General features: G+C 71.2%; 24 protein-coding genes and 2 pseudogenes. 10 read left to right on the top strand and 16 right to left on the bottom strand.

The features are described from left to right. Window positions 1-7: 7 nt before the first annotated feature. The 5 genes from paaE to paaA are packed head-to-tail and all read right to left on the bottom strand — an operon-like array spanning window position 8 to window position 3,696. Window positions 8-1,129: a 1,2-phenylacetyl-CoA epoxidase subunit PaaE gene (gene paaE / locus E1166_RS03035; RefSeq protein WP_132335575.1), complete on the bottom strand. Its 1,122-nt coding sequence runs from the start codon at window positions 1,127-1,129 to the stop codon at window positions 8-10. Further along, on the bottom strand, window positions 1,126-1,605 hold the full coding sequence (gene paaD / locus E1166_RS03030; RefSeq protein WP_132335573.1) for a 1,2-phenylacetyl-CoA epoxidase subunit PaaD: 480 nt from the start codon (window positions 1,603-1,605) through the stop codon (window positions 1,126-1,128). Before paaD ends, paaE begins: the two co-directional genes overlap by 4 nt. After that, window positions 1,602-2,327, bottom strand: a complete 726-nt coding sequence (gene paaC / locus E1166_RS03025; RefSeq protein ID WP_132335571.1) for a 1,2-phenylacetyl-CoA epoxidase subunit PaaC — start codon at window positions 2,325-2,327, stop codon at window positions 1,602-1,604. Before paaC ends, paaD begins: the two co-directional genes overlap by 4 nt. Continuing rightward, window positions 2,324-2,635: a 1,2-phenylacetyl-CoA epoxidase subunit PaaB gene (paaB, locus tag E1166_RS03020; RefSeq protein WP_132335569.1), complete on the bottom strand. Its 312-nt coding sequence runs from the start codon at window positions 2,633-2,635 to the stop codon at window positions 2,324-2,326. Before paaB ends, paaC begins: the two co-directional genes overlap by 4 nt. Then, window positions 2,632-3,696: a 1,2-phenylacetyl-CoA epoxidase subunit PaaA gene (gene paaA / locus E1166_RS03015; RefSeq protein WP_132335567.1), complete on the bottom strand. Its 1,065-nt coding sequence runs from the start codon at window positions 3,694-3,696 to the stop codon at window positions 2,632-2,634. The genes paaB and paaA overlap by 4 nt, the downstream gene beginning before the upstream one ends. 361 nt (window positions 3,697-4,057) lie before the next feature. Between paaA and E1166_RS03010 the strand changes: the two genes are divergently transcribed. After that, entirely contained in the window at window positions 4,058-5,035 is a 978-nt protein-coding gene (locus tag E1166_RS03010; RefSeq protein ID WP_132335565.1) for a hypothetical protein, read from the top strand. Further along, complete coding sequence (locus E1166_RS03005) at window positions 5,035-5,970, top strand: hypothetical protein (RefSeq protein WP_132335563.1); 936 nt, start codon at window positions 5,035-5,037, stop codon at window positions 5,968-5,970. Before E1166_RS03010 ends, E1166_RS03005 begins: the two co-directional genes overlap by 1 nt. A gap of 13 nt (window positions 5,971-5,983) precedes the next feature. Here E1166_RS03005 and E1166_RS03000 read toward each other — a convergent pair whose 3' ends face one another. Further along, window positions 5,984-6,835, bottom strand: coding sequence for a menaquinone biosynthesis protein (locus E1166_RS03000; RefSeq protein WP_132335561.1), 852 nt, complete (start codon window positions 6,833-6,835; stop codon window positions 5,984-5,986). A 548-nt stretch (window positions 6,836-7,383) separates the two neighbouring features. On the opposite strand from E1166_RS03000, the gene E1166_RS02990 reads away from it, so the two are divergent. Together E1166_RS02990 and E1166_RS31745 are read left to right on the top strand one after the other, a co-directional pair. Continuing rightward, the gene (locus E1166_RS02990) at window positions 7,384-9,492 is read left to right on the top strand and encodes an AAA family ATPase (protein WP_132335557.1); all 2,109 of its coding nucleotides are present in this window, start codon (window positions 7,384-7,386) and stop codon (window positions 9,490-9,492) included. Window positions 9,493-9,650: 158 nt separating this feature from the next. After that, window positions 9,651-9,788 carry a hypothetical protein gene (locus E1166_RS31745; protein WP_243710123.1) on the top strand — a complete coding sequence of 46 codons (138 nt, stop codon included), beginning with the start codon at window positions 9,651-9,653 and terminating at the stop codon, window positions 9,786-9,788. Window positions 9,789-9,849: 61 nt separating this feature from the next. On the opposite strand, the gene E1166_RS02980 is transcribed toward E1166_RS31745, so the two are convergent. The 3 genes from E1166_RS02980 to E1166_RS02970 are packed head-to-tail and all read right to left on the bottom strand — an operon-like array spanning window position 9,850 to window position 12,858. Further along, window positions 9,850-10,206, bottom strand: coding sequence for a hypothetical protein (locus E1166_RS02980; protein ID WP_132335555.1), 357 nt, complete (start codon window positions 10,204-10,206; stop codon window positions 9,850-9,852). A 16-nt stretch (window positions 10,207-10,222) separates the two neighbouring features. Then, window positions 10,223-10,897, bottom strand: coding sequence for an ATP-binding cassette domain-containing protein (locus E1166_RS02975; RefSeq protein WP_132335553.1), 675 nt, complete (start codon window positions 10,895-10,897; stop codon window positions 10,223-10,225). An 11-nt stretch (window positions 10,898-10,908) separates the two neighbouring features. Next, window positions 10,909-12,858: a hypothetical protein gene (locus tag E1166_RS02970; RefSeq protein ID WP_243710126.1), complete on the bottom strand. Its 1,950-nt coding sequence runs from the start codon at window positions 12,856-12,858 to the stop codon at window positions 10,909-10,911. 253 nt (window positions 12,859-13,111) lie between these two features. Here E1166_RS02970 and E1166_RS02965 point away from each other — a divergent pair, with 253 nt between their 5' ends. From E1166_RS02965 to E1166_RS02950, 4 genes are all read left to right on the top strand, one after another. Then, a complete protein-coding gene (locus E1166_RS02965; RefSeq protein ID WP_132335551.1) occupies window positions 13,112-13,972 on the top strand; it encodes a histidine kinase in 861 nt (286 codons plus the stop codon). A gap of 17 nt (window positions 13,973-13,989) precedes the next feature. Then, window positions 13,990-14,667 (top strand): response regulator transcription factor, encoded by a 678-nt coding sequence (locus tag E1166_RS02960; RefSeq protein WP_279433203.1) that lies wholly within the window; start codon window positions 13,990-13,992, stop codon window positions 14,665-14,667. A gap of 99 nt (window positions 14,668-14,766) precedes the next feature. Next, window positions 14,767-16,017: a serine hydrolase domain-containing protein gene (locus E1166_RS02955; protein WP_243710121.1), complete on the top strand. Its 1,251-nt coding sequence runs from the start codon at window positions 14,767-14,769 to the stop codon at window positions 16,015-16,017. Between the two features lie 116 nt (window positions 16,018-16,133). After that, window positions 16,134-16,895, top strand: coding sequence for a VOC family protein (locus E1166_RS02950; protein WP_132335547.1), 762 nt, complete (start codon window positions 16,134-16,136; stop codon window positions 16,893-16,895). A 22-nt stretch (window positions 16,896-16,917) separates the two neighbouring features. On the opposite strand, the gene E1166_RS02945 is transcribed toward E1166_RS02950, so the two are convergent. The 7 genes and pseudogenes from E1166_RS02945 to mqnE all read right to left on the bottom strand — a co-directional run bounded on the left by E1166_RS02945 (window position 16,918) and on the right by mqnE (window position 23,515). Next, entirely contained in the window at window positions 16,918-17,715 is a 798-nt protein-coding gene (locus tag E1166_RS02945) for an ABC transporter ATP-binding protein (protein ID WP_132335545.1), read from the bottom strand. Then, window positions 17,712-18,740, bottom strand: coding sequence for an iron ABC transporter permease (locus E1166_RS02940; RefSeq protein WP_243710125.1), 1,029 nt, complete (start codon window positions 18,738-18,740; stop codon window positions 17,712-17,714). Before E1166_RS02940 ends, E1166_RS02945 begins: the two co-directional genes overlap by 4 nt. 94 nt (window positions 18,741-18,834) lie before the next feature. After that, window positions 18,835-19,773 (bottom strand): ABC transporter substrate-binding protein, encoded by a 939-nt coding sequence (locus E1166_RS02935; RefSeq protein ID WP_132335541.1) that lies wholly within the window; start codon window positions 19,771-19,773, stop codon window positions 18,835-18,837. Window positions 19,774-20,060: 287 nt separating this feature from the next. Beyond that, window positions 20,061-21,383, bottom strand: a pseudogene (locus tag E1166_RS02930) (M14 family metallopeptidase); the annotation flags it as partial. 168 nt (window positions 21,384-21,551) lie between these two features. Continuing rightward, window positions 21,552-21,836 (bottom strand): DUF4229 domain-containing protein, encoded by a 285-nt coding sequence (locus tag E1166_RS02925; RefSeq protein ID WP_132335539.1) that lies wholly within the window; start codon window positions 21,834-21,836, stop codon window positions 21,552-21,554. 45 nt (window positions 21,837-21,881) lie between these two features. Continuing rightward, window positions 21,882-22,304, bottom strand: a complete 423-nt coding sequence (locus E1166_RS02920) for a hypothetical protein (RefSeq protein ID WP_132261017.1) — start codon at window positions 22,302-22,304, stop codon at window positions 21,882-21,884. Between the two features lie 41 nt (window positions 22,305-22,345). After that, window positions 22,346-23,515, bottom strand: a complete 1,170-nt coding sequence (gene mqnE, locus E1166_RS02915) for an aminofutalosine synthase MqnE (protein WP_132261018.1) — start codon at window positions 23,513-23,515, stop codon at window positions 22,346-22,348. A 241-nt stretch (window positions 23,516-23,756) separates the two neighbouring features. Here mqnE and E1166_RS02910 point away from each other — a divergent pair, with 241 nt between their 5' ends. Together E1166_RS02910 and E1166_RS02905 are read left to right on the top strand one after the other, a co-directional pair. Further along, window positions 23,757-25,328, top strand: coding sequence for a C40 family peptidase (locus E1166_RS02910; protein ID WP_132335537.1), 1,572 nt, complete (start codon window positions 23,757-23,759; stop codon window positions 25,326-25,328). Window positions 25,329-25,466: 138 nt separating this feature from the next. Continuing rightward, window positions 25,467-25,799 (top strand): annotated as a pseudogene (locus E1166_RS02905) (hypothetical protein); the annotation flags it as partial.

Here is a 25,799-nt window from a genome sequence, read left to right as displayed (position 1 = left end):
TACGAAGTCACGCGTCGTAGTCGACCGTGAGGGTGTCGGTGGTCGGGCTGGACTGGCAGGTGAGCACGTAACCAACGGCGACCTCGTCGGGCTCCAGGGCGTAGTTGCGCGCCATCGTCACCTCGCCGTCGACGACCTTCGCCCGGCAGGTCGAGCAGACCCCACCCTTGCAGGCGTACGGCAGCTCGCCACGGACCTTCAGCGCCGCGTCCAACACCCGCTCCGTACGGCCCATCGTGAAGGTGGACGAGCGGCCGTCCAGCACGATCGTCACCTCGGTGCCCGCGCCCGCCTCGGCGGCAGGGCGGCGTACCGGCTCCGGCGGCGCGTCGACGTGGAACAGCTCGGTGTGCACCGCCGACTCCGGCACCCCGCGATCGGCCAGCACCGCCTTCGCGTCCAGCACCATCCCGTACGGGCCGCAGAGGAACCACTCCTCGATCGCGTCGCCGGGCACCACGCTGTCCAGCAGCCGGGTCAGCCGGTCGGCGTCGATCCGGCCGGACAGCAGCGGCGACTCCCCGCGCTCACGGGAGAGCACGTGCACCAGGTGCAGCCGCGTCGGGTACCGGTCCTTCAGGTCGGCCAACTCCTCGGCGAACATCACCGTGTTGGCCGTGCGGTTGCCGTACACCAGGGTGAAGGTGCTGGCCTCCTCGACGGCCAGGGCGGTCGCGACCAGCGAGAGCACCGGGGTGATGCCGGAACCGGCGACCACCGCGCCGTAGCGACGCACCCGCTCCGGAGTGAACGCCGTGGTGAAGTGCCCCAGCGGGGGCAGCACGTCGACGGTGTCGCCGTGGCGCAGGGCGCCGCAGGCGTACGCGGAGAACGCGCCTCCGGGCACCTCCCGCACCCCGATCCGCAACCGCCCGTGGCGGGCCAACTCGCCGGGCGTCGAGCAGATCGAGTACGACCGGCGCACGTCCCCGCCGTCGGCATCGGTGGCGGCAGCCGGACGCCGCACGGTGAGGTGTTGCCCGGCGGCGAACGCGAACGTGGGCCGCAACTCCTCCGGCACGGCGAAGGTGATCGCCACCGCGTCGTCGGTGAGCCGGTCGACGGCGACGACCCGCAGCGGGTGGAAGACCGGCCGGCGGCGGACCGGGCGGGTGATTGTGACAGTCACAGCGCCTTCACCTGGTCGAAGGGTTCGGAGCAGGCGCGGCAGCGCCACAGCGCCTTACAGGCGGTGGAGCCGAAGCGGCTGACCTGCTCGGTCTCGGGCGAGCCGCAGCGCGGGCAGCGTACGGCGAGAGTCAGCGGCACGACGCCGTCGCCGCGCGCGGCCGGTGGCGGTGGGGCGATGCCGGCCGCGGCCAGTTTCGCCCGGCCGCGCTCGGAGATCCAGTCGGTGCTCCACGCCGGGGCGTGGACCGTGCGTATCTCGGCGTCCGGGTGACCGGCGGCGGCCAGTGCCCGAAGGATGTCCGCGCGGATCACGTCCATCGCCGGGCAGCCGGTGTAGGTGGGGGTGATGGTGACGATCACCCGGCCGGTCGCCGGATCCTCGTCGACCGATCGGAGGATGCCCAGCTCGTCGATGGTGACCACCCGGATCTCCGGGTCCACCACCGCCGCCGCCGCGTCCCTCGCCGTGCTCACCAGCGGGCTCCGGGGTGGGCGCGGTGCAGCACCTGCATCTCCGCCAGCAGGTACGACAGGTGTTCGGTGTGTACGCCGTCCCGGCCGCCGGCCGGCGTCCAGCCGGTCTCCGGCCGGGTCAACGTCGCCTCGGCGAGCACGGTCGTGACGGTGGTGTCGAAGTCGCCGCGCAGGGTGGCCGGGTCGACCGGTGCCGCCGGGTCCGCGGCGAACAGCTCGTGGACGTACGGCCAGGTTCCGTCGACGGCGGCCTGCATCCGGCGGTGCGACTCCTCGGTGCCGTCACCGAGCCGCCGCACCCACAGCGCGGCGTGGTCCAGGTGGTACGCGGACTCCTTGCGCGCCTTGGCGCCGATCGCGGCCAGCCGCTCGTCGGCGCAACCGGCCAGCGCGGTGTAGAGCGGAAGCTGGTACGCCGCCAGGAAGAACAGCTTCGCCATGGTGACCGCGAAGTCGCCGTTGGGCAGCTCCACCAGCAGGCAGTTACGAAACTCCCGGTCGTCGCGCAGGTACGCCAGGGCGTCCTCGTCCCGGCCGGCGCCCTCCAGTTCGCCCGCGTACGTGAGCAGCAGGCGGGCCGCGCCGAGCTGGTCGAGGGCGATGTTGGCCAGCGCGACGTCCTCTTCCATCTCCGGCGCCCGGGAGGTCCACTCGGCGAGCCGCTGCGCCGCGACCAGCGCGTCGTCGCCGAGGGAGACGGTGAACTCGAAGGGGCCGTTCACAGGTGGGCCACCCCGTCCGGTACCTCGTAGAAGGTGGGGTGGCGGTACACCTTGTCGGCGGCCGGGTCGAAGAAGGCGTCCTTTTCGTCGGGGCTGGACGCGGTGATCGCGCCCGCCGGGACCACCCAGATCGAGACCCCCTCCTGGCGACGGGTGTAGAGATCCCGGGCGTGGTGCAGGGCCAGTTCGGCGTCGGGGGCGTGCAGGCTGCCGACGTGGGTGTGCGACAGCCCGCGCCGGGCCCGCACGAAAACCTCCCACAGCGGTGCCGGTTCCCGCCCGCCGCGCTGACCGGTCGGCTCGTTCACGCCGCCACCTTCTCCTTCCGCCCGGCCCGCTTCGCCGCGTACGCCGCGGCGGCCTCGCGGACCCAGGCGCCCTCGGCGTGGGCACGCCGCCGGTGTTCCATCCGTTGTCGGTTGCACGGCCCGTCGCCGGAGATGACCCGCATCAGCTCGTCGTAGTCGGGCTGGGTGAAGTCGTACGCCTGCCGCTCGGGGTTCCAGCGCAGGCCCGGGTCGGGCAGGGCGAGGTTGAGGGCCTCGGCCTGCTGCACGCACATGTCCACGAAGCGCTGCCGCAGCTCGTCGTTGGAGAAGCGCTTGATCTTCCAGGCCATGGACTGGGCGGAGTGGGTGGAGTCGCCGTCCGGCGGGCCGAACATCGCCAGCGACGGGTACCACCAGCGGTCGACCGCGTCCTGCGCCATCGCCCGCTGCGCCGGGGTGCCGTGGGCGAGCGTGTGCAGGATCTCGTAGCCCTGCCGCTGGTGGAACGACTCCTCCTTGCAGACCCGGATCATGGCCCGGGCGTACGGCCCGTAGGAGCAGCGGCACAGCGGCACCTGGTTGACGATCGCCGCGCCGTCCACCAGCCAGCCGATGGCGCCGACGTCGGCCCAGGTCAACGTCGGGTAGTTGAAGATGGAGCTGTACTTCTGCCGGCCGCTGATCAGCAGGTCGACCAGTTCGTCGCGGCTGACTCCCAGGGTTTCGGCGGCGGCGTAGAGGTAGAGGCCGTGCCCGGCCTCGTCCTGCACCTTGGCCAGCAGGATCGCCTTGCGCTTCAGCGACGGCGCGCGGCTGATCCAGTTCCCCTCCGGCTGCATCCCGATGATCTCGGAGTGTGCGTGCTGGGCGATCTGCCGGATCAGCGTCCGCCGGTACGCCTCGGGCATCCAGTCGCGCGGTTCGATCTTCTGGTCGGCATCGATGACGTCGGCGAAGTACGCCTCGGGGTCGGCGTCGGGCGCCGCCGTGCCGCCGCGACCCCGGTCCGCCGCCGCCCGCAGGGCTGCCTCGGCGGCCTCGACCTGGCCGAGCAGGTCGCCGTCGGAAGCGTCCGCCGGGGCGAAGTCGTTGCCATACATGTCCCAAGTGTTACAGCTCGGGTCCATCGACACCAGAGGGTGTAACAGGCTTTCCCGCATTCCCCGGGCGACGGGCTGCCCCGACACCGCCGCAACCATCCGGAAGCGGTTATGACTTACACCACTTCGTCAATATGAATCCCCCCAAGACACACATTTGGGTCCTATAACTCGCCTTCACAGGAATTACATAAGTGTCGGAATCTGGCGTGTCGCCCTTCCGAAAGTAGACTTCCCCCGTCACACCGATCGGCTGCTGACAATCGCCGACCACGGCCACCATCCCCCGGCCGGGCGATCGAGCCGACCCATGACGGCACAGCCGGTCCCCCCGGCCCTGACATCTGGAGTTCACCCACTCATGCGATCTCGCGTGATCATGGTGCTCGCCGTGGCTGCGATCCTGCTCGGCGTCGGTCTGCTGGTTCCGACCGCGTACGCGCGGTTGTCCGACGGCGACGGCGGCCTCGGCGGCGGGGCGGAGCAGGTTCCCGTTCCCGCGCCCACCACACCGCCCGCACCGACCCTGGCCGCCGGCAAGGTCTCGGTGAACTTCAAGGGCGAGTACTTCGGCTGGGCCCTGATGGACCGGGCGACCGGCACCATCGCCGGCTCGCCGAACATGGCCGCGACCAGCTCGACCGAGTCCATGCTCAAGGTCTGGATCGTCTCGGACTACCTGCGGCAGCTCGGCGACAAGGAACCGTCGGCGGCGTTGAAGAAGGCGGCAAGCATCGCGATCCGGGACAGCGACGACACCGGGGCGAACAAGGTCTTCGCCGCCGCGGGCGGCGACTACGGGGTGGAGGGGAACGGGCAGCCCGACCCGGTCATCCAACGGGCCGTCCGGATCTGCGGCCTGACCGACACCAAACGGGGCAACGTGGCCGGCTACGAGGGCTGGTGGAGCTTCACCCGGATGTCCCCGCGCGACGCCGTCCGCCTCGGGGACTGCATCGCCGACGGCCGGGCCGCCGGACCGAAGTGGACCAAGTGGGTGCTGGACGAGATGGCCAAGGTCCGCGGCAGCATCGCCGACCAGCAGGCGCGGTCGGGCGGCGGCAAGTGGGGCATCGTCGACGGCCTGCCCGCCGCGATCAAGGCCCAGGGGCCGGTGAGCATCAAGAACGGGTGGACGGCATTGAACTATGACGGCAACTGGCACGTAAACTGCCTTGCCGTCACCGACAAATGGAGCCTCGCCGTAATGCTGCGCTATCCGCAGAAAAGCAAGCTCGAGTACGGCGCAAAGGTCTGCGCCAGCGTCGCCACCCAGTTGGTCACGCCGCAACCCGGCGCGGCCCTCAAGGTGCCGCAACAGCCGGTCGGGAAGCTCTGATGGCCGGCGACGGGCGCGGACGGCGCGGCGATCCCACCGTGCTGCGGTTGGCCGCCTTCTCCGCGTTGCTGATCGGCCTGGTGCTGGTGTCCCTGCGGCTGCTGCCCGGTTCCCCGCTGGCCACAGCGGCGGCGGCCCGCTGGGGCGATTCGTCTACTGCGGGGCGGGCCACCGGCCAGCCGGCCGACCGCAGCAGCCGGCCGGCCCCGTCCCCGACGCCGTCACTGGAACCGCTGCCTTTCAAGAACCGGCAGATCGACCTGGACCTCAAGGGTTGGTACGCCTGGAGCGTGCTGGACACCCGGACCGGGAAGTTCATCGGCTCGCAGAACATGGCCGAGACCAGCACCACCGCGTCGCTGATCAAGTCGTGGATCGTCGCCGACTACCTGCGCACCACGGCCGAGGACGGGAAGACCCCGAGCGACGCCAAGCTCGCCGACGCGACGCTGATCATCCGGGACAGCGACAACACCCGGACCCAGCAGTTCTACAACAACCTCGGGCAAACCGCCTCCATCAAGCGCATGATCTCGATCTGCGAGACCACCGACAGCAGTCCCGCCGCCGACAAGGGCTGGAGCCGGACGAACCTCTCCCCCCGGGACACCGCCCGGCTCGGCGCGTGCATCAAGGACGGTCGCGCGGCCGGCCCGAAGTGGACGAAGTGGCTGCTCAACGAGATGCGACTGGTCCGGGGCACCGGCGACTTCGGCATCCGCAAGGCGTTCCCGGCCGCCGAGCGCAAGACCATCGCGATCAAGAACGGCTGGGTCGACCGGACCCGGGAGCAGGAGATCCACGTCAACTGCCTGGCGATCGCCGACGACTGGACGATGGGCGTGATGGTCCGCTACCCCATCGGGCTGGGCTACGAATACGGCATGAAGAACTGCCAGAAGATCACCGAGGCGGCGCTCGGCGCGACGGTCTGAGCGGCCGGCCCGCTCAACCGGTGAAGAACCGCGGGCCGTTCGGCGGCAGCGGCGGGGCCTCGCCGGCCGCCGCGGCCCGCCGGGCGAACTCACGCAGCCCGGCCACCTGCCGCTCGCCGAGCGAGAAGTCGAGGATGCGGAAGTACGTGGCCAGGGTCGCGGCGTCGAACGGCTCCCAGCGGGCCGCCGCCTCGGCGACCTGGTCCAACTCCGCCAGGCAGAGGTCCCGGGAGCGCAGGAACGCCTCGTGCACCTCCTTGACCATGCCCGGGTGGGCGGCGGCGAAGTCTCGGCGTACCGCCCAGACCGCGAAGACCATCGGCAGCCCGGTCCAGTCCCGCCAAGCCTCACCCAGGTCGGTGACCTCCAGGCCACGGCGGGGCGCCTCGTACAGGGCGCGCAGCGCCACGTCCCCGATCAGCACCGCGGCGTCGGCTTCCAACAACATCTGCGTCAGGTCAGGCGGGCAACGGAAGTAGTCGGGACGGACGCCGTACCGCTCGGCGAGCAGGAGCTGGGCCAGGAGCACGCCGGTGCGGGAGGTCGAGCCGAGGGCGACCCGGGCGCCGTCCAGCTCCGCCAGGGGCCGGGTGGAGACCACGTTGACCGAGAGCACCGGCCCGTCGCTGCCGACCGCCAGATCCGGCAGCAGCAGCAGCTCGTCGGCGTGCCGCAGGTACTCCACCTGGGTGATCGGCCCGATGTCCAGGTCACCGGCGACCAGCGCGGCGCTGAGCCGGTCCGGCGAGTCCTTGTGCAGGTCGACGTCGAGCAGCGCGCCGGAACGCATCAGCCCCCAGTAGATCGGCAGACAGTTGAGGAACTGGATGTGTCCGACCCGGGGGCGGGCCACGCGTTCAACCATGACCCGACGGTATCCCCGTACTCCTCGTCCGGCTCAACGGCCCGGCCCTCAAGTGGCCAACTCCGCAGCGGTTGCCATGCGAGCACCGGACCGGCAAGCGCGCCGAGGCAGACCGCGGTCCGGCTGATCGCGCTGGCCCGCGGCAGCGCCTCCGACTGCGGGGAAGCGGCCCCTTCCGTCACCCGTGTGGGTCGGCACGGGCACGCTACGAACCTGATGACGCCGATGACTCAACCAGGCGGGGCCCGTGATCATCACCGGGCACCCGCGCATCGGTGAATCGTCTGCGACATCAGCTTCGTAGCGACGTACAGGGGTGCCGCACCACGCAGCGACGCAAGCGTGCGCAGCCGGGAGATGTGGGCGACGCGAGGCAGTGCGCCGAGCGGCGTAAATACGTGGCCGCCGCCGACGGCGGAGCGTAACGTGGAGCGCCGCGCGCGGACAGCGCGCCTCCTGCTCACCGGGCACAGCCGGTACCGCGTCTGACGGAGCGCCGGGCGGCCCAGGTCAACCGACTCACGAACCCCACCGAAAGGTCGCCTCGGATGACCCGTGCCGCCACGCCCCCCAGCGATCCGATCGACACGCTCGACGGGCAGCTCGCCGCCGAGCGGACCCACCTGGACGCCTCTCGCGCCGCGCTGCGGCGGATGCGGGAACGCGCCGAGGCGCTCTTCGCCACCGGCGACAAGGTCGCCGGGGACGCGTACACCGCCGAGCAGCTCGGCCGGCACATGGCCCGGCGGGTCAAGGAGCTGGCCGACGATCCGACCACCCCGCTCTTCTTCGGCCGGCTCGACTTCGGGCCGGCCGACCCCGACCACGCCGGACGGGAGTACCACGTGGGGCGGCGGCACGTCACCGACGACCTCGGTGAACCGCTGGTGCTGGACTGGCGGGCCCCGGTCTCCCGGTCGTTCTACCGGGCCAGCGCCCGTGATCCGCAGGGCGTCGCCGTCCGCCGCCGGTTCGGCTTCAGCGCCGGCGCGCTGACCAGCTTCGAGGACGAGCACCTGGACCGGGGTGAGGAGCTGGGCACCGCCAGCCGGATCCTCACCGCCGAGATCGAGCGGCCCCGCGTCGGCCCGATGCGGGACATCGTCGCCACCATCCAGCCCGAGCAGGACGAGCTGGTCCGGGCCGACCTGGCCGACTCGATCTGCGTCCAGGGCGCCCCCGGCACCGGCAAGACGGCCGTCGGGCTGCACCGTGCCGCGTACCTGCTCTACCTGCACCGGGAACGGCTGCGCCGGTCCGGTGTGCTGATCGTGGGGCCGAACCGGGCGTTCCTGTCGTACATCGCGGCGGTGCTGCCGGCCCTGGGCGAGGTCGAGGTCGCACAGGCCACCGTGGAGGACCTGGTCGCCCGGGTGCCGGTCCGGGCGGTCGACGATTCCGCCGTGGCGGTCCTCAAGCACGACGTCCGGATGGCCCAGGTGCTGCGTCGGGCCGTCGACACGCACATCGGTACGCCCACCGAGCCGATCATGGTGCCGGACGGCTCGTTCCGCTGGCGGATCGGCCTGGACCCGCTGCACCGGATGGTCGAGGAAACCCGTCGGGAGGGCCTGCCGTACGCCACCGGGCGGGAGCGGATCCGGGCCCGGGTGGTGGGGCTGCTGCAACGCCAGGCCGAGGCCCGCCGGGCCGAGTCACCCAGCGACGCCTGGCTGCGCCGGATGGCGAAGGCGCAGCCGGTCACCGCCCTCCTGGACGCGGTCTGGCCGGCGCTGACCCCGGAAGGGCTGCTGTACCGGCTCTTCTCCGACGCCGACGCGCTCGCGGCGGCGGCCGACGGGCTGCTCACCGCCGACGAGCAGGCACTGCTGCCCGGCGGCACGAAGCTCGGCCGCACCCCGAAGGCCACCCGGTGGACGGCCGCCGACGCGGTGCTCATCGACGAGGCCGCCGGGCTGATCGAACGCCCGGGCGGCTACGGGCACGTGGTGGTCGACGAGGCGCAGGACCTCTCCCCCATGCAGTGCCGGGCCATCGCCCGGCGCAGCGAACACGGCTCGATCACTCTCCTCGGCGACCTGGCCCAGGGCACCGCACCCTGGGCCGCCACCGACTGGCGGGACTCCCTGACCCATCTGGGCAAGCCGGACGCCACGGTGGTGCCGCTGAGCGTCGGCTTCCGGGTACCCGCCGCGGTGGTCGCGTTCGCCAACCGGCTGCTGCCCGCTCTCGCCGTGGACGTGCCGCCGGCCGAGTCGCTGCGCCGCGACGGCGCGCTGGACGTGCGTACCGTGACCGACCTGACGGCCGCGACGGTGGCCGAGGTACGGGCGGCGCTCGGCCACGACGGCTCGATCGGCGTGATCGCCACCGACGACGCGGTGGCCGGGCTCCGCGCGGCGCTGGCCGCCGCCGGCGTGCAGACCGCGACCGCCGACGACGTCGCGGCCGCGGCGCGGGTCACCGTGATCCCCGCGACCCTGGTCAAGGGCTTGGAGTACGACCACGTGGTGGTCGTCGAGCCGGCCGCGATCGTCGCCGCCGAGCCGCGCGGCCTACACCGGCTCTACGTGGTGCTGACCCGGGCGGTCTCCCGGCTCACCGTGCTGCACACCGCCCCGCTGCCCGCCCCGCTGGGCCGACCGGCGTCGCTCACCGACCGACAGCAGACGCACGACTGTTCGAGCGATACCTGAAACTAAACTCATTTCCCATTTACGTGGCGTCCAGTAAGGTTCCCCTGACCCTCGGGAGAGAAGACGCAGCACCCGTCGGAAGGCGGCACCTGGAACTACGGTTTCTGGGACGTCGAGCTCCGTTCTACTACACCGTCAACAAGTGCTACGGTTCGACGGTGGTCAAGCACATCGACGGCCGGGAGGTTGACCGGTCGCGCAGCGCCGACACCGCCTCTGGCAGGAAGTCCATCGCCGAGATCAACACCGTCAACTCGCCTGGCCTCGATGCGAGCTACTACTACCGCACCTGCTGACGGTGCTCTGACACCTGCGGCTCGGTGACATCGGTCGCCGAGCCACAGGCGTGTCACCCGGCTACTTCTCGACCAGATACATTGGAACACCGAACCCGTCGCGGCGCCCGAGCAGGCTGTCGATGGACTCACGTTCGGACTTTGATCCGTAGGTCACCTGGATGAGCGCACGGTCCTGGCCCTTGGGGCACGGCGAGCCCACATCAACGGAGATGCCCTTCCCCAGCGTCTCGATGTCGGTGGCGAGGGCCTGGTTTTTGGTGAGCGCCGCAGTGGCCTCGGCCGTGGTCGGCAGTTCCTCGCAAGGCGGGTGGGTGTCGCTCGACATCGCGAAAACACCGCCGAGCACCGCAGCCGTGCCCGCGCCGACGGCCACCACCAACACGGCGCCGATCGCGATCTTGGATACCAATGACATGGGGAGTCCTTCCGCCCTAGTGGGACTGACTGACGGGGTGCGGAGCAGTTCGTCCGCTCCCGATCTCGTGCCGGGAGCCGCATGCCTCGATCATTTCCGAGTCGTGCGTGGACACGATGACTGTGCAACCGCTCGCGGCGAACTCCGCGAACAAAGCGATGACCTTTCGCCGGTTGGCGGCGTCGAGCGACGCGGTGGGCTCGTCGACGAACACGACCGCGGCTCGCTTGTAGATGGCTCGGGCCAGCGCGAGCCGCTGTTTCTCACCACCGCTGAGGTGGCTGGCCAACTCAGTTTGGCGGTCCCCCAGCCCGGTTTGCTCGAGAACCTGCGCCAGCCGCTTCCCGTCACCGGTGGCCCACCGGCCCAACAGACTCGACTGCATGGTGACGTTGAAGGCTACCGACTCCTCATCCATGATCCCGTAGTCCTGCAACACGAACGCCGCCTGCTCCCGCCAGAACCGACGCCGCGCCGCCGAGCCGTACCTTGTGACGCCCTTTCCATCGATCAGGATGCGTCCCCGACTGACCGGGAGCAGCAGCCCGAGGCAGTGCAGCAGGGTGGTTTTCCCGGATCCGCTCGGGCCGACCAGGGCGGTCATCGTGCCGGCCTCACAGCGTACGGACTCGCCGTCGAGCACCTGGCGCCCGCCGATCGCCACGGAAACGTCCTCGGCCTCAACCAGCATTGGAACTCCCATCAGATGCGACGCCTACTGACGCCGGAGAAACACCAGTTCGCGGCCCACAGATGGCTCAGTGGGGCGATGAGCATCCCGAACAGCGCGGCCACCAGTAGGGCCCCTACGGCGTCGGGCCGCTGGAAGAGCGCAACGAGGCAGACCAGGGCCGCGCCGGCCAGCAGTTCCTTGACCACCCGGCTCTGCAGGATCCGCGCCCACGACCGGCCGGACAGCCGCAGCGGGAAATCGCGCTTCGCGTGCAACAGGGCCGTGATCAGTGCGCTGATCGCAGCCGCGACCGTGAAGGCGACGACGAGAGCGACGAGCGCGAGATTCATCAGACAGACCAGGTACTTCATGAACTGCGCCCGAAGAATCCCGTCCTCCGCGACGTAGACGATACCCAGTTCGCCCTTGAACCCCCGGTTGCTCAGGGCCTCTGCGGTCAGCCCGTTGCGCTCGAACAACGCCTGGGTGGTTGATACGCCGGTGAAAAGAATGTTCCTGCCCGAGGCCAGCGACGTCAGGTTCTGGTCATTGATCGCCGAGTGCAGAGACGGCATGACGACAACAAGGACGTCGGCCAGAAAACTCAAGCTGCCGCCACCCCGACCGACCGGTAGCCGGAATCCGTCCGCGGGCCGCAGGTATCCGAAGCCCGACAGGAGTTCCTCGCCAGAACGTCGGTCTCTGGAAAAGAGGGAGAACTGGTCACCGAGCTCTCGGGAGACCATGCCGTTCACATGCTCGTACGGCACCGGCGTGAGCGCATTCTCCGGCGCGCTCGTGGTCATCAGGTCGAGCCATCGTTGGTTCACAAAAGTGACCGCCGAGTATTCGCCGAAATCGCCTCCCCACTCCTCCGCCGAGAAGGTGTACGAAAAAGCGACCGCTCCGGCCGATTCACCGTCTTTGATCAGGTTGCCGATCCGGGGTTCGAGACTGGTCATCTCCTCATCGCTCATCCCGAACCTGATGGCGACCTGATCCGCGAGGTTCTTCCACTGCGCCATCTCGGCGGCGGTGGCGGACGAACTGCGGTACGCCGACCAGGCCGGTCCGGCCGCACTCACCACCAACAGGAAGGTCAGCGCCTGGAGGACGACGGCCGCCGAGCGCAGGCTCTTCACCGCGGGCTGGCGGGTGGCGAGCATGGTGGCGCTGGGCCAAGCGGAGGCCGACATGGCCAGGGCCACGAGCAGCGACACGGCGATGACCGCGACCTCCACGCCGGCCAGCACCTTGACGAAGACGCTGACGTACAGCCAGCCACGAGCAAGGCCCACGTAGCCGGCGGCCGCAAGAGTGACAGCGGCTGCCGGAACGAGCAGTGCGGCCACGAACCCGCCCAGGTCCTGTGCCTGGATGCGCAAGGTGGGGCAGCCACCGAGCACCCGGAGCGCGCGGCTGCGCGCCTTCATCGACAGCCAGAACAGCGCCAGCGCCGCGATGAGGGCGAACGCGGCCAGGACGGCGGCGGCGAAACCCCCCTCCCGCATGGTGAACCGCAGACTGTCGGTGACGGAGGCGTCGGTGCGGTTCACTCGTACGCCCGCGCTGCGCAGCCGACTCTCCAACTCGACCAGCCGGGCAGTCTCCCCGGTGACGAGGTAGGAGCCGTCGGGCGACGAGTTGGCCAGTCGGTCCCGGTCGACGACCCTTCCCGTGCCGGTGCCGCTGAACCAACGAAACGTCGCGGGCAGGCTCCCGTCGTTGAGGGCTACGAAGACCCGCTCGTCGCTGCCGCCAGCCAGGTCCGGTGCGATCCTGACCAGGCCGAGGTTCCAGTCGGCATCCATCTGCGCCAGTGCGGCGAACGCCTCTCGGTCGCTGAACTGCGATTCCCCGAAGTCCAGGCCCAACCTGCTGTGCGCGCCGATGGCCTGGGGAAAGTCCCGGTCGTGCAGATCGGTGACGATCACCGCCACCAGAGCCAACAGGGAGAACAGCGCCCCCGCGACCGCCATTACCACGCGCCTGTACAACGACCCTCCCGGGCGATCTCTAGAGACTCGTGCGGAAGGTGGTGCCCGCCCGCCGTACTCCAAACAACCACGCGGAGCCCGAGGGAACATCGGGCCGTGGGCGGTATCCGGAGTCCGTTGTCGGCCCTGAGCCCGTCAGACCGTGGTCCGATGTGCTGCCCGTAACCTCGCGTCAACATGATCTCGGGAACATAGACGCCTCTGGGAAGATTCGGAGAAAGGTAGGCTGCACCGCATGACCGAGAGCCGGCGTCGCTCCCGTCGATCATGGTTGCTGCTGCCGGCCGGTGCGCTGCTCATCGTGATAACGGCCGTCCCCGCGCTCGGACTCACCTGGCCGTTCGTCACCGTCCTGCTGCTCGGCTTCGCGGCGGTCTCCGTCTGGGCGATTGTCCGACTGCTGGTCGAGCGGGCCGAGCACGAGGCGGCGATGGCGCGCCGCGACATCGCGGAGGCGGTGCTCGCCGAGCGCCTGCGCCTCGCCCGCGACCTGCACGACATCGTCTCCCACGGCCTGGGCATGATCACCGTGCGGACCGCCGCCGCCGCGCACCTGCACGCCCGCAAGCCGGACGATCAGGCGCTGCTGGCCGCCATCGAGGATGTGGAGGCCATCAGCCGGAAGGCGACGGTTGAGCTACGCCGGATGCTGGAGGCACTACGGGAGGCCGACGACCGGCCCGCCCGCCACCCCACGGAGACCCTGGCGTCCCTGCCGGAGATCGTCGAGGGTGCCGGGCGGGCCGGCCTGCACGTGGAGTTGACCCAGGAGGAGCTCGGCGCGGTGTCTCCGGGCGTCCAGGTGGCGATCTGCCGGGTCGTCCGCGAAGGGCTGGCCAACAGCGCGCGTTACGCCGGCTCGACCACCGTCGACGTCCGTCTGACGCGAACACCGTCGGCGGTCAGCGTGACCATCGACGACGCCGGGCCGAACCGGAGCTGGGCCGTCCGGCCCGGCGCCGGCCACGGCCTCATCGGGTTGCGGGAACGGGTGAGCAGCCTGGGTGGGACGTTGACGGCGGAGCCACGGGCGAAGGAGCCGGGACGCCCTACGGGGTTCCGCCTCGAGGCCATCATCCCCGAGGGGGCGGCGTGACCGAGTGCGATCGACCCGTGCGGGTCCTTCTCGTCGACGACGAACCCCTGCTCCGGCAGAGCCTCGCTATGATCATCGATGCCGAGCCTGGTTTCGCCGTGATGGGGGAGGCCGGCGACGGTGTGGAAGCTGTCGCCACCGCCAGGGTTACCACGCCCGACGTGGTGGTCATGGATGTCAGGATGCCGCGGCTCGACGGCATCGAGGCGACCCGGAGCATCTGTCGGCTCCCGGAGCTCGCGCACACCCGGGTGCTGGTCCTGAGCATGTTCGATCTCGACGAGTACGTGTTCCACGCGTTGCGTGCCGGGGCCAGTGGTTTCCTGCTGAAAGACAGCCGCCCCGACGATCTGCTCGACGCCATCAGGCGTACGCACAGCGGTGAATCGCTCTTCGCCCCGTCGATCCTGGCGCGCCTGGTCGAGCACTACGTCCACCGGCGGCATCCCGTCGCTGCCGCTCCGGCACGGTCCCGGCTCAGCCAACTGACCGCCCGGGAGGACGAGGTGCTCGGCCTCATCGGGCAGGGGCTGTCCAACGACGAGATCGCCGGGCACCTCAGCATCGCCGTCAAGACCGTCAAGTCCCACATCTCGCACCTACTGAGCAAACTCGCGGCCCGTGACCGGGTGCAGTTGGTGATCGCCGCGTACGACGCCGGCCTGGTGAATCCCACGCCTGAACGACGGCCGTAGCGCTCACCATGCACGGGCGGTTTCCGTGGTTGGGCTGGCCGTGGCCCGGCTTGCCCGAATCAGTGATCATGGACGGTGACCATCCACGAGGGAGTGAACATGCACCTGTCACGACGGGGTTTACTGATGGCCGGGGCCGGCAGCGCACTGGCGGTCGCGGCACCACTGGCCGGCACGCCGCACCGGGCGGAGGCGGCGGGACGCCTGCCCGAGGAGGCGCTGGCCGCCGGGCTGTCCGCCGTCACCGACGCCGGGATGGTGGGCGTGTTCGCGGAGGCGCGCGACGGCGGCTGCCGCTGGCGGGGCGCGAGCGGTCTGGCCGGTGTGGACACCGGGCGGCCGATGCGGCATTTCCTCCAGCACCGGGTCGGCAGCATCACCAAGACGTTCGTGGCCACCACGCTGCTGCAACTCGTCGGCGAGGGCCGGTTGGCGTTGGACGCCCCGATCGGCCGTCACCTGCCGCAGTACGCCGTCGACGGGGTGACCGTCGAGATGCTGCTCAACCACACCAGCGGCATCGGTGACTACGACACCGTCCTGTTCACCTCCGGCGAGGACGTGGAGCGTCACCGGTACACCACGTTCACCCCGGATCAGCTCGTCCGGCTCGGGTTGGCCGCACCACGGACCGGCGCGCCGGGCGAACGGTTCGACTACTCGAACACCAACTACATCCTGGCCGGGCTGCTCATCGAGCGGCTGACCGGGCGGCCCGCCACCGAGGAGATCGACCGCCGGGTGATCCGCCCGCTGCGGCTGACCGACACGTACTTCCCCGGCCACCGCACCCGGATCACCGGTCCGCACAGCGCCGCCTACCTGCCCTGGTACGACGGCAACCTGCGGGACTTCAGCGTGACGAACATGTCGTGGGCGTGGACGGCCGGGGCGCTGATCTCCACGTCGGCCGACCTGAACCGCTTCTTCCGGGCGCTGCTCGGCGGCCGGCTGCTGCGCCGGGCCGAACTGGCCCGGATGCGCAGCACCGTGCCGCTGGTCCCCGAGCAGCCGGAGGCGGGTGGGTACGGCCTCGGCCTGTACTGGCTGGCCCTGCCCGGCGGGCCGTACTGGGGCCACGACGGCCTGGTCTTCGGCCACAGCACGATCTCGCTGCACAGCCCCGACGGCACCCGCCAGGTGACGCTAGGCAGCAATGTCACGCACTACGCCGCGCCAGGCGCCCCCGACCCGATCGCGGACGCCACCTTCGCCTTCCTGATCACGGCGCTCGGCGGTTCGTCGGCGCGCACGCCGGGCCCGGTCAGGGCACGTACCGTGGCCCCGCTCCCCGGCGGGCCGGCGCTGGTCCACCCGCTGCCGCCGGCAGCTGGGCGACAGACGGGCTGACCCGCACCACTCCACCTGACCAGTTGTCCGGTTTCCGCCCGACAGCCGATCCGGTGGTGCCACGATGCGGGCAGGGCGGGCAGTCCGGCCGCCTCACCGGCGAAAGAGGGGTCACCGTGAGCGGCGTCGAGCCTGGCACGCCCTGCTGGGCCGACCTGGCCACCCCCGACCTGGCGGACGCGAAACGCTTCTACCGGCAGCTGTTCGGCTGGACCGAGCGGGTGTCCCGGCAGCCCCAGGCGGACGGCTACATCACCTTCCTGTTGGACGGCCGGGCGGTGGCGGGAGCCGGTCCATCGGCCGCGACCGGCGAGATACCGGTCTGGTCGACGTACGTGGCCACCGACGACGCCGACCTGGCGGCCAGCCGGGTCCAGGCGGCCGGCGGGCAGGTGGTGGTCGCCCCCTTCGACGTGTTCGACCAGGGGCGGATGGGCGTGTTCGCCGATCCTGGCGGCGCCACGTTCAGTGTCTGGCAGCCGAGGGCGATGCGCGGCGCGGAGGTGTTCAACGTTCCCGGGTCACTCACCTGGAGCGAGCTGGTCACCCCGGACCCGGACGGCGCCCACCGCTTCTACGAACTGGTCTTCGGCTGGCATCTGGTGAACGGGCCGACGGGGCCGGTCAGCTACCCGGCCTGGCGGTGCGGGGCGCGGATCGTGGCCGGTGTGACGCCCCTGCGGGAAGGGCTGCCGGCACAGTTGTCCGCGTACTGGTCGGTGTTCTTCGCGGTGGCCGACGCCGACGCCGCCGCGACCCGCGCGGCGCAGCTGGGCGGCACCATCCTCGTACCGCCCGGAGACTTCCCCCAGGGCCGGCTGGCGACCCTCCGCGATCCGAGCGGCGCTCTCTTCTCCATCCTCGCCCCCGCCACCTGAGTCCACACCGGCCCCAGCGTCGTCAGCCGGCTCGGACGGGGACGACGAGGGGGCCGTGCTCGCCGGGAACGACCCGGACGCGCGCCCGATAGTGGGTGGCGAGCAGTTCCTCGGTCAGCACCTCGGTGGGCGGGCCGGCGGCGACCACCCGGCCGTCGGCGAGCAGCACCAGACGGTCGGCGTACTCCCCGGCGATGGAGAGGTCGTGCATGGTGGCGAGCACGGTCAGCTCGTGCTCCCGGCGCAGCTGGTCGACCAGCTCCAGCACCTCCTGCTGGTGGCCGATGTCCAGCGCGCTGGTCGGTTCGTCGAGCAGCAGCAGGCTGGCGCCCTGCGCCAGCGCCCGGGCCAGGAAGACCCGCTGCCGCTCCCCGCCGGAAAGGGTGGCCAGTTCCCGGCCGTGGAAGGCGGCCAGGTCCAGCCGGTCCAGCACCTCGTACACGACGGCCAGGTCGGCGGCGGACTCGCGGCCCAACGGCGGGATGTACGGGGTGCGACCGAGCAGCACGTAGTCGAGGACCGACATGCCGGCCGGCACCACCGGTGACTGGGCGACGGTGGCCACCACCCGGGCCCGCGCGCGGGGACGCATCGCCCGCAACGGCGTACCGGACAGGGAGACGGCGTGCCCGGCGGGGAGCAGGCCACCGACGGCCCGCAACAGGGTCGACTTGCCGGCGCCGTTCGGGCCGATCACGGTGACCCACTCTCCGGTGGCGACGGTCAGGTCGACACCGGTGAGGATCGGCGCTCCGCCCAGGGTGACGTGCAGGTCGCGCACCTCGACCGCCGGGGCGCTGCCGGTGCCGGCCGGGGTCACGACAGCACCCGCCGGGCGGTGCGCAGCACCAGGACGAAGAACGGGCCGCCGAGCAGGGCGGTGACCACACCGATCGGGATCTCGGCGGGCGCGGCGGCGGTCCGGGCCACCACGTCGGTGAGTGCCAGGAACGCCCCGCCGAAGATCATCGACAGCGGCAGGATCACCCGGTAGCTGGACCCGGCGAGCAGTCGTACGGTGTGCGGCACGATGATCCCGACGAAGCCGATCAGCCCGGAGGCGGAGACCGCGGCGGCGGTGCCCAGCGAGGCGGCGGCGATCAGCAGGTAGCGGGAGCGCTGCGGATGCAGCCCGAGGCTGGTGGCCTCGTCGTCGCCGACGGAGAGCACGTCCAGCTCCCGACGGTGCAGCAGCACCACGACGGCGGTCAACAGGAAGTACGGCAGCACGAGCAGGACGTCGTGCCAGCCGGCCGTGGCGAGCCGGCCCAGCAGCCAGGAGTAGACCTGCTGGATGCTGTCGGAGTGCCGTTGCAGCAGGTAGGTCTGCCCGGCGGAGAAGAACGCCGAGACGGCCACCCCGGCCAGGATCAGGGTCGCCGGGGAGCGGCCCTTCCCGCCGGCCGCGCCGAGCAGGTACGTCAGCGTCACCGCCCCGAGCGCGCCGAGGAACGCGGCCAGCGGCACGGTCACCGGCAGCCCGGCCAGCGGGTCGGTCGTACCGCCGAGCGCGATGACGGCGGTGACCGCCAGCCCCGCCCCGGCCGCCACGCCGAGCAGGTACGGGTCGGCCAATGGGTTGCGGAACACCCCCTGGTACGCCCCGCCGGCCAGGGCGAGCAGCCCACCGACGAGCAGGCCGAGCACCACCCGGGGCAGCCGGAGTTGGGTGACGATGGCGATCTCGCCGGCGGTCAGCCCGCTGTCGAGGTGCACTCCGGGCAGCAGGTTGAGCAGTTCGGCCGCGACCCGGCCGGGCGGCATGCTGACCGGGCCGAGGGAGACGCCGGCGACCAGCGCGACCAGCACGGACAGCACGGCGGCGGCGAGCCACCGTTTGCGCAGCCCAGCCGGGCGTGCCGTACCGCCGCAGGTGGTCGCGGCGGGCGGGCGGACCGGTCGGGCCGCCGTGGGCCGTGCCGTCACCGACGACGGACGGTCATGCGGGCACCTTGGCGACCGCGTCGACGATCGTGCGGAGCTGGTCGACCACGCGCGGACCCCAGCGCGACGCGATGTCGTCGTCGAGGGTCACCACCTGGTTGTTCCTGACCGCCTTGAGTCCGGCCCAGCCGCTGCGCGCCCTGACCGTGTCGGGGCTCTGCTGGCAGCACTTGGCGTCGGCCAGGAAGATGAGGTCGGGGTTCGCCTTGACGATCACTTCCTGGGAGAGCTGCGGGTAGCCGCCCGCCTTGCCGTCGGCGTCCGCGGCGTCGGCGATGTTCTCCAGCCCGGCGAGGGCGTAGATCGAGCCGATGAAGGTCTTGCTGGTCGCGGTGTACAGCTCCGGGCCCAGCTCGTGGTAGTAGGTGAGCTTCGTCGACCGCTGCGGCAGGTCCTTGGTGAGCTTGGCGATCTCGTCCTTCATCCGCCGGGTGACGTCGGCCGCCTCGGTCGGGTGCCCGGTCAGCGTGCCCAGGTCGGTGATCTGCCGGTAGCTGTCGTCCAGGGTGGCCGCCGCCGGGGTGAGCAGCACCGGGATCTTCAGCGCGGTGAGCTGGGCGACGATCTTGTTGGTGTCGTTGGCGAGGACCACCAGGTCGGGGCCCTTGGCCGCGATCGCCTCTGCGTTCGGCTGGAAGCCGGACAGCTCGCTCCTCGGTGCCTCCGCCGGGAAGTTGGATTGGTCGTCGACGGCGGTGACCTGCGGGCCGGCGCCGATGGCGAAGAGCATCTCGGTCGCGGTCGGCGAGAGCGAGACGATCTTCTCGGGCCGCTTCTCCAGCGTCAACCGGCCGACGGTGGCCGGGAAGGCGGCGCCCGTCGAGCTGTCGCCGGTGGCGGGGGTGTCGCTCGGGGCCTTCTCGGCGCAGGCGCCGAGGGTCAGCGCGGCCAGCGCGAGGGCGGCGGCGAAGAGCCGAGGGGTACGGCGGGACATGGTCCTCCTGTCGGTCGAGGTGGTGCTTCGCCGACCGGGACCGCTGCGCGTGCCCGTCCGCGAGGCGCCCTTCCTCGAGAGCGCGGGTCGCGACCGGCCCGCAGGCGACCTGGCTCGTCCCCGCCTCTGGGGCGGGGCATCACAGTTGCGGGACAGCGCCGGTTTCGCACCGGTTTCGCTGCGGGCTGATCGCTGCCACGGTAGCGCATGACCAGCGGAGATCGTTCCGACGGGAGGGTGCCGGTGGGGCCCCGAGGGGTGAAGGCCCCACCGGCGGACCGGGATCAGCAGTACTGGGCCTGCTTGCCGATCGCCCGGTACGGGCAGTCGGCGTACTCGGAGAGGAGCAGCACCGCGTCCTTGTTGCGGGCGGTCTCCCGGGGGATCACCTCGTCGGGCGGGTAGAAGCCGCCGCCGCTGCCGGACGATCCCGGGTACATCTCGAAGGTGTACGCCCAGATCTTGTGGACGCCCCACATCCAGTCGATGCTGGTGCCGTCGGCGACGTACAGGTCACTGGACTGTTCCGGGGTGTAGCCGTTGGTCGCCGCCATCTGCCGGCCGACGGCGGCGAAGGTGTTGTACTGGTCGGCGGTCATCCCGGTGGCGGTGTTCGCGGTGGTGTAGCCGTACGGCCAGAGCACCAGCTGCGAGTAGGTGTGGAAGTCGATGTTGGCCTTGATCTGCTGCACGCCGCCGACGACCCGGCTGTTGACGAAGTCCCGCAGCGCCCGCGACTCCGGCGCGGAGAAGGCCGACGGGCCCCGGTAGGTCAACGACGAGGTGGAACCGGACGAGCCGCCGCAGCAGCCCCACTGGTAGCTCCAGTTCCGGTTGAGGTCGGTGCCGACGTACGACGAGCCGCTGTTGGGCTGCCGGTTCTTCCGCCAGGAGCGGTACGACCCGGTGGCGATGTCGTACTCGCTGCCGTCGGGGTTGACCGTGGGCACGATCCAGATCTCGCGGGTGTTGACGGCGTTGGTGACCCGGGAGTCGGTGCCGTAGCTGTCGGTGAAGAGGTTGAGCAGGTAGATCGCCATCTCGACGGTCAGGTGCTCGCGGGCGTGCTGCTGGGCGTTGAACAGGATCTCCGGCTCGTTCTCGTCGGTGCCGACGTTGTCGGAGATCTTCACCGCCATCAGGTCGCGGCCCTCGTACGACCGGCCGATGCTGATCTTGCGGGCGATCGTCGGGTGGTCGGCGACCACCTTGTTCACCACGGCGGTCAGCTCGGCGTAGTCGTGGTAGTTGGCGTCGGCGGGCGGGAAGGCGAGAGTGCCCGCCTCGCCGCGCTTGTGGGGGTCCACCGTGGTGTCGGGTACCAGCCGGAAGCCGAGCCGGGTGATCGCCGCCGCCTCGGCCCGGGTGGCCGAGATGTGCAGGATGCCGTGCTCGGAGTAGTCGATCGAGGCGCCGGTACGGGCGACGGCGTTGCGGTCGGCGAGTGTGCGCGGGCCGAGCACCCGGTACGCGGCGCCGGAATCGGATTCCGGCGCGGCGACCGGCCCGGGTCGCGCGGCGACCGGCCCGGTGGCGACGGTGACGAGGCCGAGTCCCACGGCGATGGCCAGCACCAGCTGGTGTCGGATGGGAGACGTGCGGAAGGCCATGGACAACCTCCTGGGGAACGGGGCGATCCCGTGTCCGCACACTCCACCAGAGTCACATGGTCATATCAACATCCGTCGCTACGATGCCCCATCCCAGCCCGATCCTCCCGCCGGCAGTTGTCTTCACCTCCGCCGGGGCGTGCGTAACTTTCCTTCAACGGGTATCGGTCAGGCGCGGGGCTGGTCGCCGGGTTCCTCGCCGGTCGGCTGGTCGTCGCCGGCCAGGGCGGCACGCAGCCGCTCCTTCTCCGCGCGACGGCGCTCGGCCGCGACGGCCAGATCCTCGGCCATCTCGTCCCGCCAACCGCGGAGCAGGAAGAACGAGGCCGCGGCGGAGAACACCAGCGCCAGCATCAGCTTCAGGAAGATGTTCATCTCGACCGGCCACAGGGCCAGCACGACCACGACGAACAGGCCGATCCGGCCCAGCGTGTACTTGACCGCCGCGCTCACGTTCCCACTCCGTTTCTCCGCGCACCGGACCCCCGGGGCGGTGGTTCAACCCGTCCGCCGGGCCAGCCAGTGCACGCCCTCAAACCAGAGCACCGCGTACAGCACGGTGAACGCCGCCGCCGCCAGGCCACCGGTGGCCAGCGGCGCGAAACCGGCGGCCAGCCCGGCCACCAGCAGCCCCCCGACCACCGCGAGCACGCCGGCAGCCAGCGCCGCCACCACCCGGGCCGCCCCGAACTCCCAGGCCCGGAAGTCGTCCCAGAACAGCCAGGCCGGCAGGATGACCGCCAGCCAACCGTTGGTACGGCCGAACTCACCGGCGCCGATCAGGGCGAACGCCCAGTCGAAGAGGACCAGTGCCAGCACACCGATCAGCCAACCGGCGAGACTGACCCCGAGCAGGTCACCAAGGGTGAGCACCCGCCCGTCGGCGTCCCGCCGGGGAAACCCGGCCCGTTGCTCGGTCATCGCGCCCGTCCGGTCATGATGCTGTGAGGATACGGGTGGGCTCAGGCCCAGACCTGCTGCGGCTCGGCCCGCCGCTCGGCCAGCGACGGGGCCGGATCGTACTCCCGGACCACCTCGTAGCGGGTGTTGCGCTCGACCGGCCGGAAGCCGGCATCCCAGATCAGGTGCAGCAGGTCGTCGCGGTGCATGGTGTTCGGGGTCCCGTACGAGTCGGCGTCGTGGGTGATCTTGTATTCCACGACCGAGCCGTCCAGGTCGTCCACCCCGAAGTTCAGCGAGAGCTGCGCCACCGAGAGACCGTGCATCACCCAGAAACACTTCACGTGCGGCACGTTGTCGAACAGCAGGCGGGAGACCGCGAAGGTCTTCAGCGACTCCGCCGGCGAGGCCATCGTGGTCCGGGCCTGGATCCGGTTACGGATCTTGCCATCCGCCGAGTCGACGAAGTCGTGCTGGTAGCGCAGCGGAATGAAGACCTGGAACCCGCCGGTCTCGTCCTGGAGCTCGCGCAGCCGCAGCACGTGGTCGACCCGGTGCCGGGGCTCCTCGATGTGGCCGTAGAGCATCGTCGACGGCGTCTTCATCCCCTTCGAGTGGGCCAGCCGGTGGATACGCGACCAGTCCTCCCAGTGGCAGGCGTGGTCGACGATGTGCTGGCGGACCTCCCAGTCGAAGATCTCCGCTCCACCGCCGGTCAGCGACTCCAGGCCGGCGTCCATCAGCTCGTCGAGGATCTCGTCGGCGCTCAGCCCGGAGATCTTCTCGAACCACTGCACCTCGGTCGCGGTGAACGCCTTCAGGTTGACCTTCGGCAGCGCGGCCTTCAACTCCCGCAGAACCTTCGGGTAGTACCGCCAGGGCAGCGTCGGGTGCAGGCCGTTGACGATGTGCAGCTCGGTGAGCTGCTCGTCCTCCATCTCCTTGGCCTTGCGGACGGCCTCGTCGATGCGCATCGTGTACGCATCCTTCTCACCCGGCTTGCGCTGGAACGAGCAGTACGCGCAGGAGGCGGAGCAGACATTGGTCAGGTTCAGGTGCCGGTTGACGTTGAACATCACCCGGTCGCCGTTGAGTTCGGTGCGCCGATGGTGCGCCAGCCGCCCCAACCAGGCCAGGTCGTCGCTGTCGTAGAGGGCGACGCCGTCGGCACGGGTCAGCCGCTCCCCGGCGTACACCTTCGCTTCCAGCTCGCGCTTGAGTCCGGCGTCCATCGAAGCCACTTCCTTCCACCTGCGGTCCCGTCGAGCCTACGTCGCACCCGCGACCGTTCCGCAGGACGGGCACCGGCAGCGGCGACATTCACCGGACTCCCAGCGTCCCGTTACCTGCGCACGCATCGACATCGCTGCCGGGGTGCGGTAAGACAGGATGGGGGACGGAACTACTCACCGGTACCGTTCCGTCCCGCCGCGTCCATCCGTACGCGGCGACACCAGCCGGACGGGGAGCCACATGGTCGACAGCGGGCACGGGCGACGGCGGCGCGCGAAGCGGAGCCCGGTCGTCTCGCCGGTGCTGCGTCCCGCGCTCTGGTCCGCCCTGCTCGGCGCGGTCGCGGCAATGGCGCTGGCCACCCCCGCCTACGCCGATCCGCCGCTGCCCAACGCGGTCCCGGACACCGGCTCCCGCCCGGTCGTCACCGGCGGCCTGCAACTGCCCGGCTCGTCCACCACCCTTCCCGGCTACCCGGTCATCGGCCTGCCCGGCGGCAACACGCCGTCGGTCGGTGGCGCCGCGGCCGGCCCGCTGATCGCCCGGATCAACGAGCTGGAGGTGCAGCTCGGCCAGCTCGGTGACCAGCTACTCGAACTACGTCAGCAGCGCACCGACGCGCAGACGCAACTCACCGCCGCCGAGCGGGAGCTGGGGCTGGCCCGTGGGGCGCTGGCCCGGGCGCTGGAACAGGCCGACGAGGTCGCGGCCGAGGCGGTCAAGGCCGCCGCGGCGCTGCCGCCCGGCGAGATCGCCGCCGACCTGCACGGGCTGGACCGCCTCCAGCGGATCACCCGGGGCGAGCAGGCCGCGGGGACGACCACCGCCGCGGCCGGCGAACTGTCCCGGGCCCGCACCGCCGAGCAGGTCGCCGCCCAGGCGGTCACCGCCGCGAAGGACCGGGTCCGCCGCGCAGGCGAGCAGTTCACCGCGGTGGAGAAGGCGCTGCGGGACGCCGAACGCAAGCTGGTCAAGCTCCGGGCGGACAACCAGGCGCAGCTCATCGAGCTGGAGCGACAGCAGGAGGCCGCCGAGCAGAAGCTGGGCGAGGCGTACGTCGAGGGGCAGAGCAGCAACGGCCTGATCGCCAACCCGCAGGCGTTGGCCGCCGTCCGGTACGCGCTGGCCCAGCTCGGCGACCCCTACCTGTGGGCGGCCGAGGGGCCGAACCGGTTCGACTGCTCCGGCCTGATGTGGACCGCGTACCGGTCGGCCGGCTACTACGGGCTGCCCCGGGTCTCCCGCTACCAGTACTACGCCACCCGCTCCCGGACGGTGGACCGCAGCGCCCTGCTCCCCGGCGACCTGGTCTTCTTCGCCTCGGGGGCCAGCTGGACGACCGTCCACCACGTCGGGATGTACCTCGGCGGCGGCAAGATGGTGCACGCGCCCCGCAGCGGCGACGTGGTCAAGATCTCCACGGTTCCCTGGTCCCGCCTGTACGCGGCGACCCGGGTCGTCGGCGCGGTGCCCGCGCCGGCCACTCCGTCTCCGAAGCCGACCAAGCCGGCTCCGAAGCCGACCGGCTCCGGGTCGCCCAAGCCGACCCCGTCCCCCTCGACGTCGCCGAAGCCGTCGCCCAGCGTCACCCCGTCGCCGTCGGCTCCGAGCACCTCGCCGCCGCCGACCCCGTCCCCCTCGACCAGCCCGTCTGGATCCACCCCGACGCCGTCGTTCAGCTCGTCGCCGGCCGGCCAGCCGAGCCCGGAGACCAGCAAGGCCGAGCCGAGCACCTCCAGCCTCGCCCCGGAGACCAGCGCCTCGGCGTCGGCCTCGGCGAGCACCAGCGCCTCGGCGAACATCAACGGCTGACCTGCCGCGGCCGCGCCGGCTCGCCGTCCGGTACGCACTACTGCTGTGCCGGCGGGGTGTCATGTGGCACGGTGGCACTCAGGCACACCTTTCTCCGACGCCACGGAGGTGGGTGCGAACGCGGCGCGGAGGGTGAGCATGGGCGAGCAGAAGGTTCCGGCGGAGACGGTCGGCTCGGCCGGACCGTCCGCAGTCGACTCCGTCGCCACGGCCGGCCCACCCGACACCCCGGCAGGCTCCGTGGACGACCGGCCGGTGACCGCCGGCACCGGCACGGGCGGTGCCGTGCCGGCGCAGCGGGTTCTCGCCCCGCCGACGGCTGCCCGGGCCAGCGCCACCGTGCCGGGGGACAGCCGGATCCGCGCCGACGAGGCCGCCGGGGCGGCGCAGGCGATCGCCCGGGCCGGCGGTGCCGCAACCGTCTACCGGGCGACCCCGGTGAACCCGGAGCCGCCCGAACCGGCGCAGCCG

Source organism: Micromonospora sp. KC213, from assembly GCF_004348325.1.
Lineage (GTDB): Bacteria > Actinomycetota > Actinomycetes > Mycobacteriales > Micromonosporaceae > Micromonospora.
The sequence above is the reverse complement of the archived record's forward strand: the minus strand, read 5'-3'. Positions and strand labels throughout refer to the sequence as shown.

What these genes read in the sequence shown, in the direction of transcription:
- E1166_RS02955 (WP_243710121.1), top strand. Translation starts at nt 14,767, where the DNA reads ATGCACCTGTCACGACGGGGTTTACTGATGGCCGGGGCCGGCAGCGCA.
- E1166_RS02965 (WP_132335551.1), top strand. Translation starts at nt 13,112, where the DNA reads ATGACCGAGAGCCGGCGTCGCTCCCGTCGATCATGGTTGCTGCTGCCG.
- E1166_RS03005 (WP_132335563.1), top strand. Translation starts at nt 5,035, where the DNA reads ATGGCCGGCGACGGGCGCGGACGGCGCGGCGATCCCACCGTGCTGCGG.
- E1166_RS02970 (WP_243710126.1), bottom strand. Translation starts at nt 12,858, where the DNA reads ATGGCGGTCGCGGGGGCGCTGTTCTCCCTGTTGGCTCTGGTGGCGGTG.
- E1166_RS02975 (WP_132335553.1), bottom strand. Translation starts at nt 10,897, where the DNA reads ATGCTGGTTGAGGCCGAGGACGTTTCCGTGGCGATCGGCGGGCGCCAG.
- E1166_RS02920 (WP_132261017.1), bottom strand. Translation starts at nt 22,304, where the DNA reads ATGACCGAGCAACGGGCCGGGTTTCCCCGGCGGGACGCCGACGGGCGG.
- E1166_RS03010 (WP_132335565.1), top strand. Translation starts at nt 4,058, where the DNA reads ATGCGATCTCGCGTGATCATGGTGCTCGCCGTGGCTGCGATCCTGCTC.
- E1166_RS02990 (WP_132335557.1), top strand. Translation starts at nt 7,384, where the DNA reads ATGACCCGTGCCGCCACGCCCCCCAGCGATCCGATCGACACGCTCGAC.
- E1166_RS02935 (WP_132335541.1), bottom strand. Translation starts at nt 19,773, where the DNA reads ATGTCCCGCCGTACCCCTCGGCTCTTCGCCGCCGCCCTCGCGCTGGCC.
- E1166_RS02910 (WP_132335537.1), top strand. Translation starts at nt 23,757, where the DNA reads ATGGTCGACAGCGGGCACGGGCGACGGCGGCGCGCGAAGCGGAGCCCG.
- E1166_RS03000 (WP_132335561.1), bottom strand. Translation starts at nt 6,835, where the DNA reads ATGGTTGAACGCGTGGCCCGCCCCCGGGTCGGACACATCCAGTTCCTC.
- E1166_RS02980 (WP_132335555.1), bottom strand. Translation starts at nt 10,206, where the DNA reads ATGTCATTGGTATCCAAGATCGCGATCGGCGCCGTGTTGGTGGTGGCC.
- paaA (WP_132335567.1), bottom strand. Translation starts at nt 3,696, where the DNA reads ATGTATGGCAACGACTTCGCCCCGGCGGACGCTTCCGACGGCGACCTG.
- mqnE (WP_132261018.1), bottom strand. Translation starts at nt 23,515, where the DNA reads ATGGACGCCGGACTCAAGCGCGAGCTGGAAGCGAAGGTGTACGCCGGG.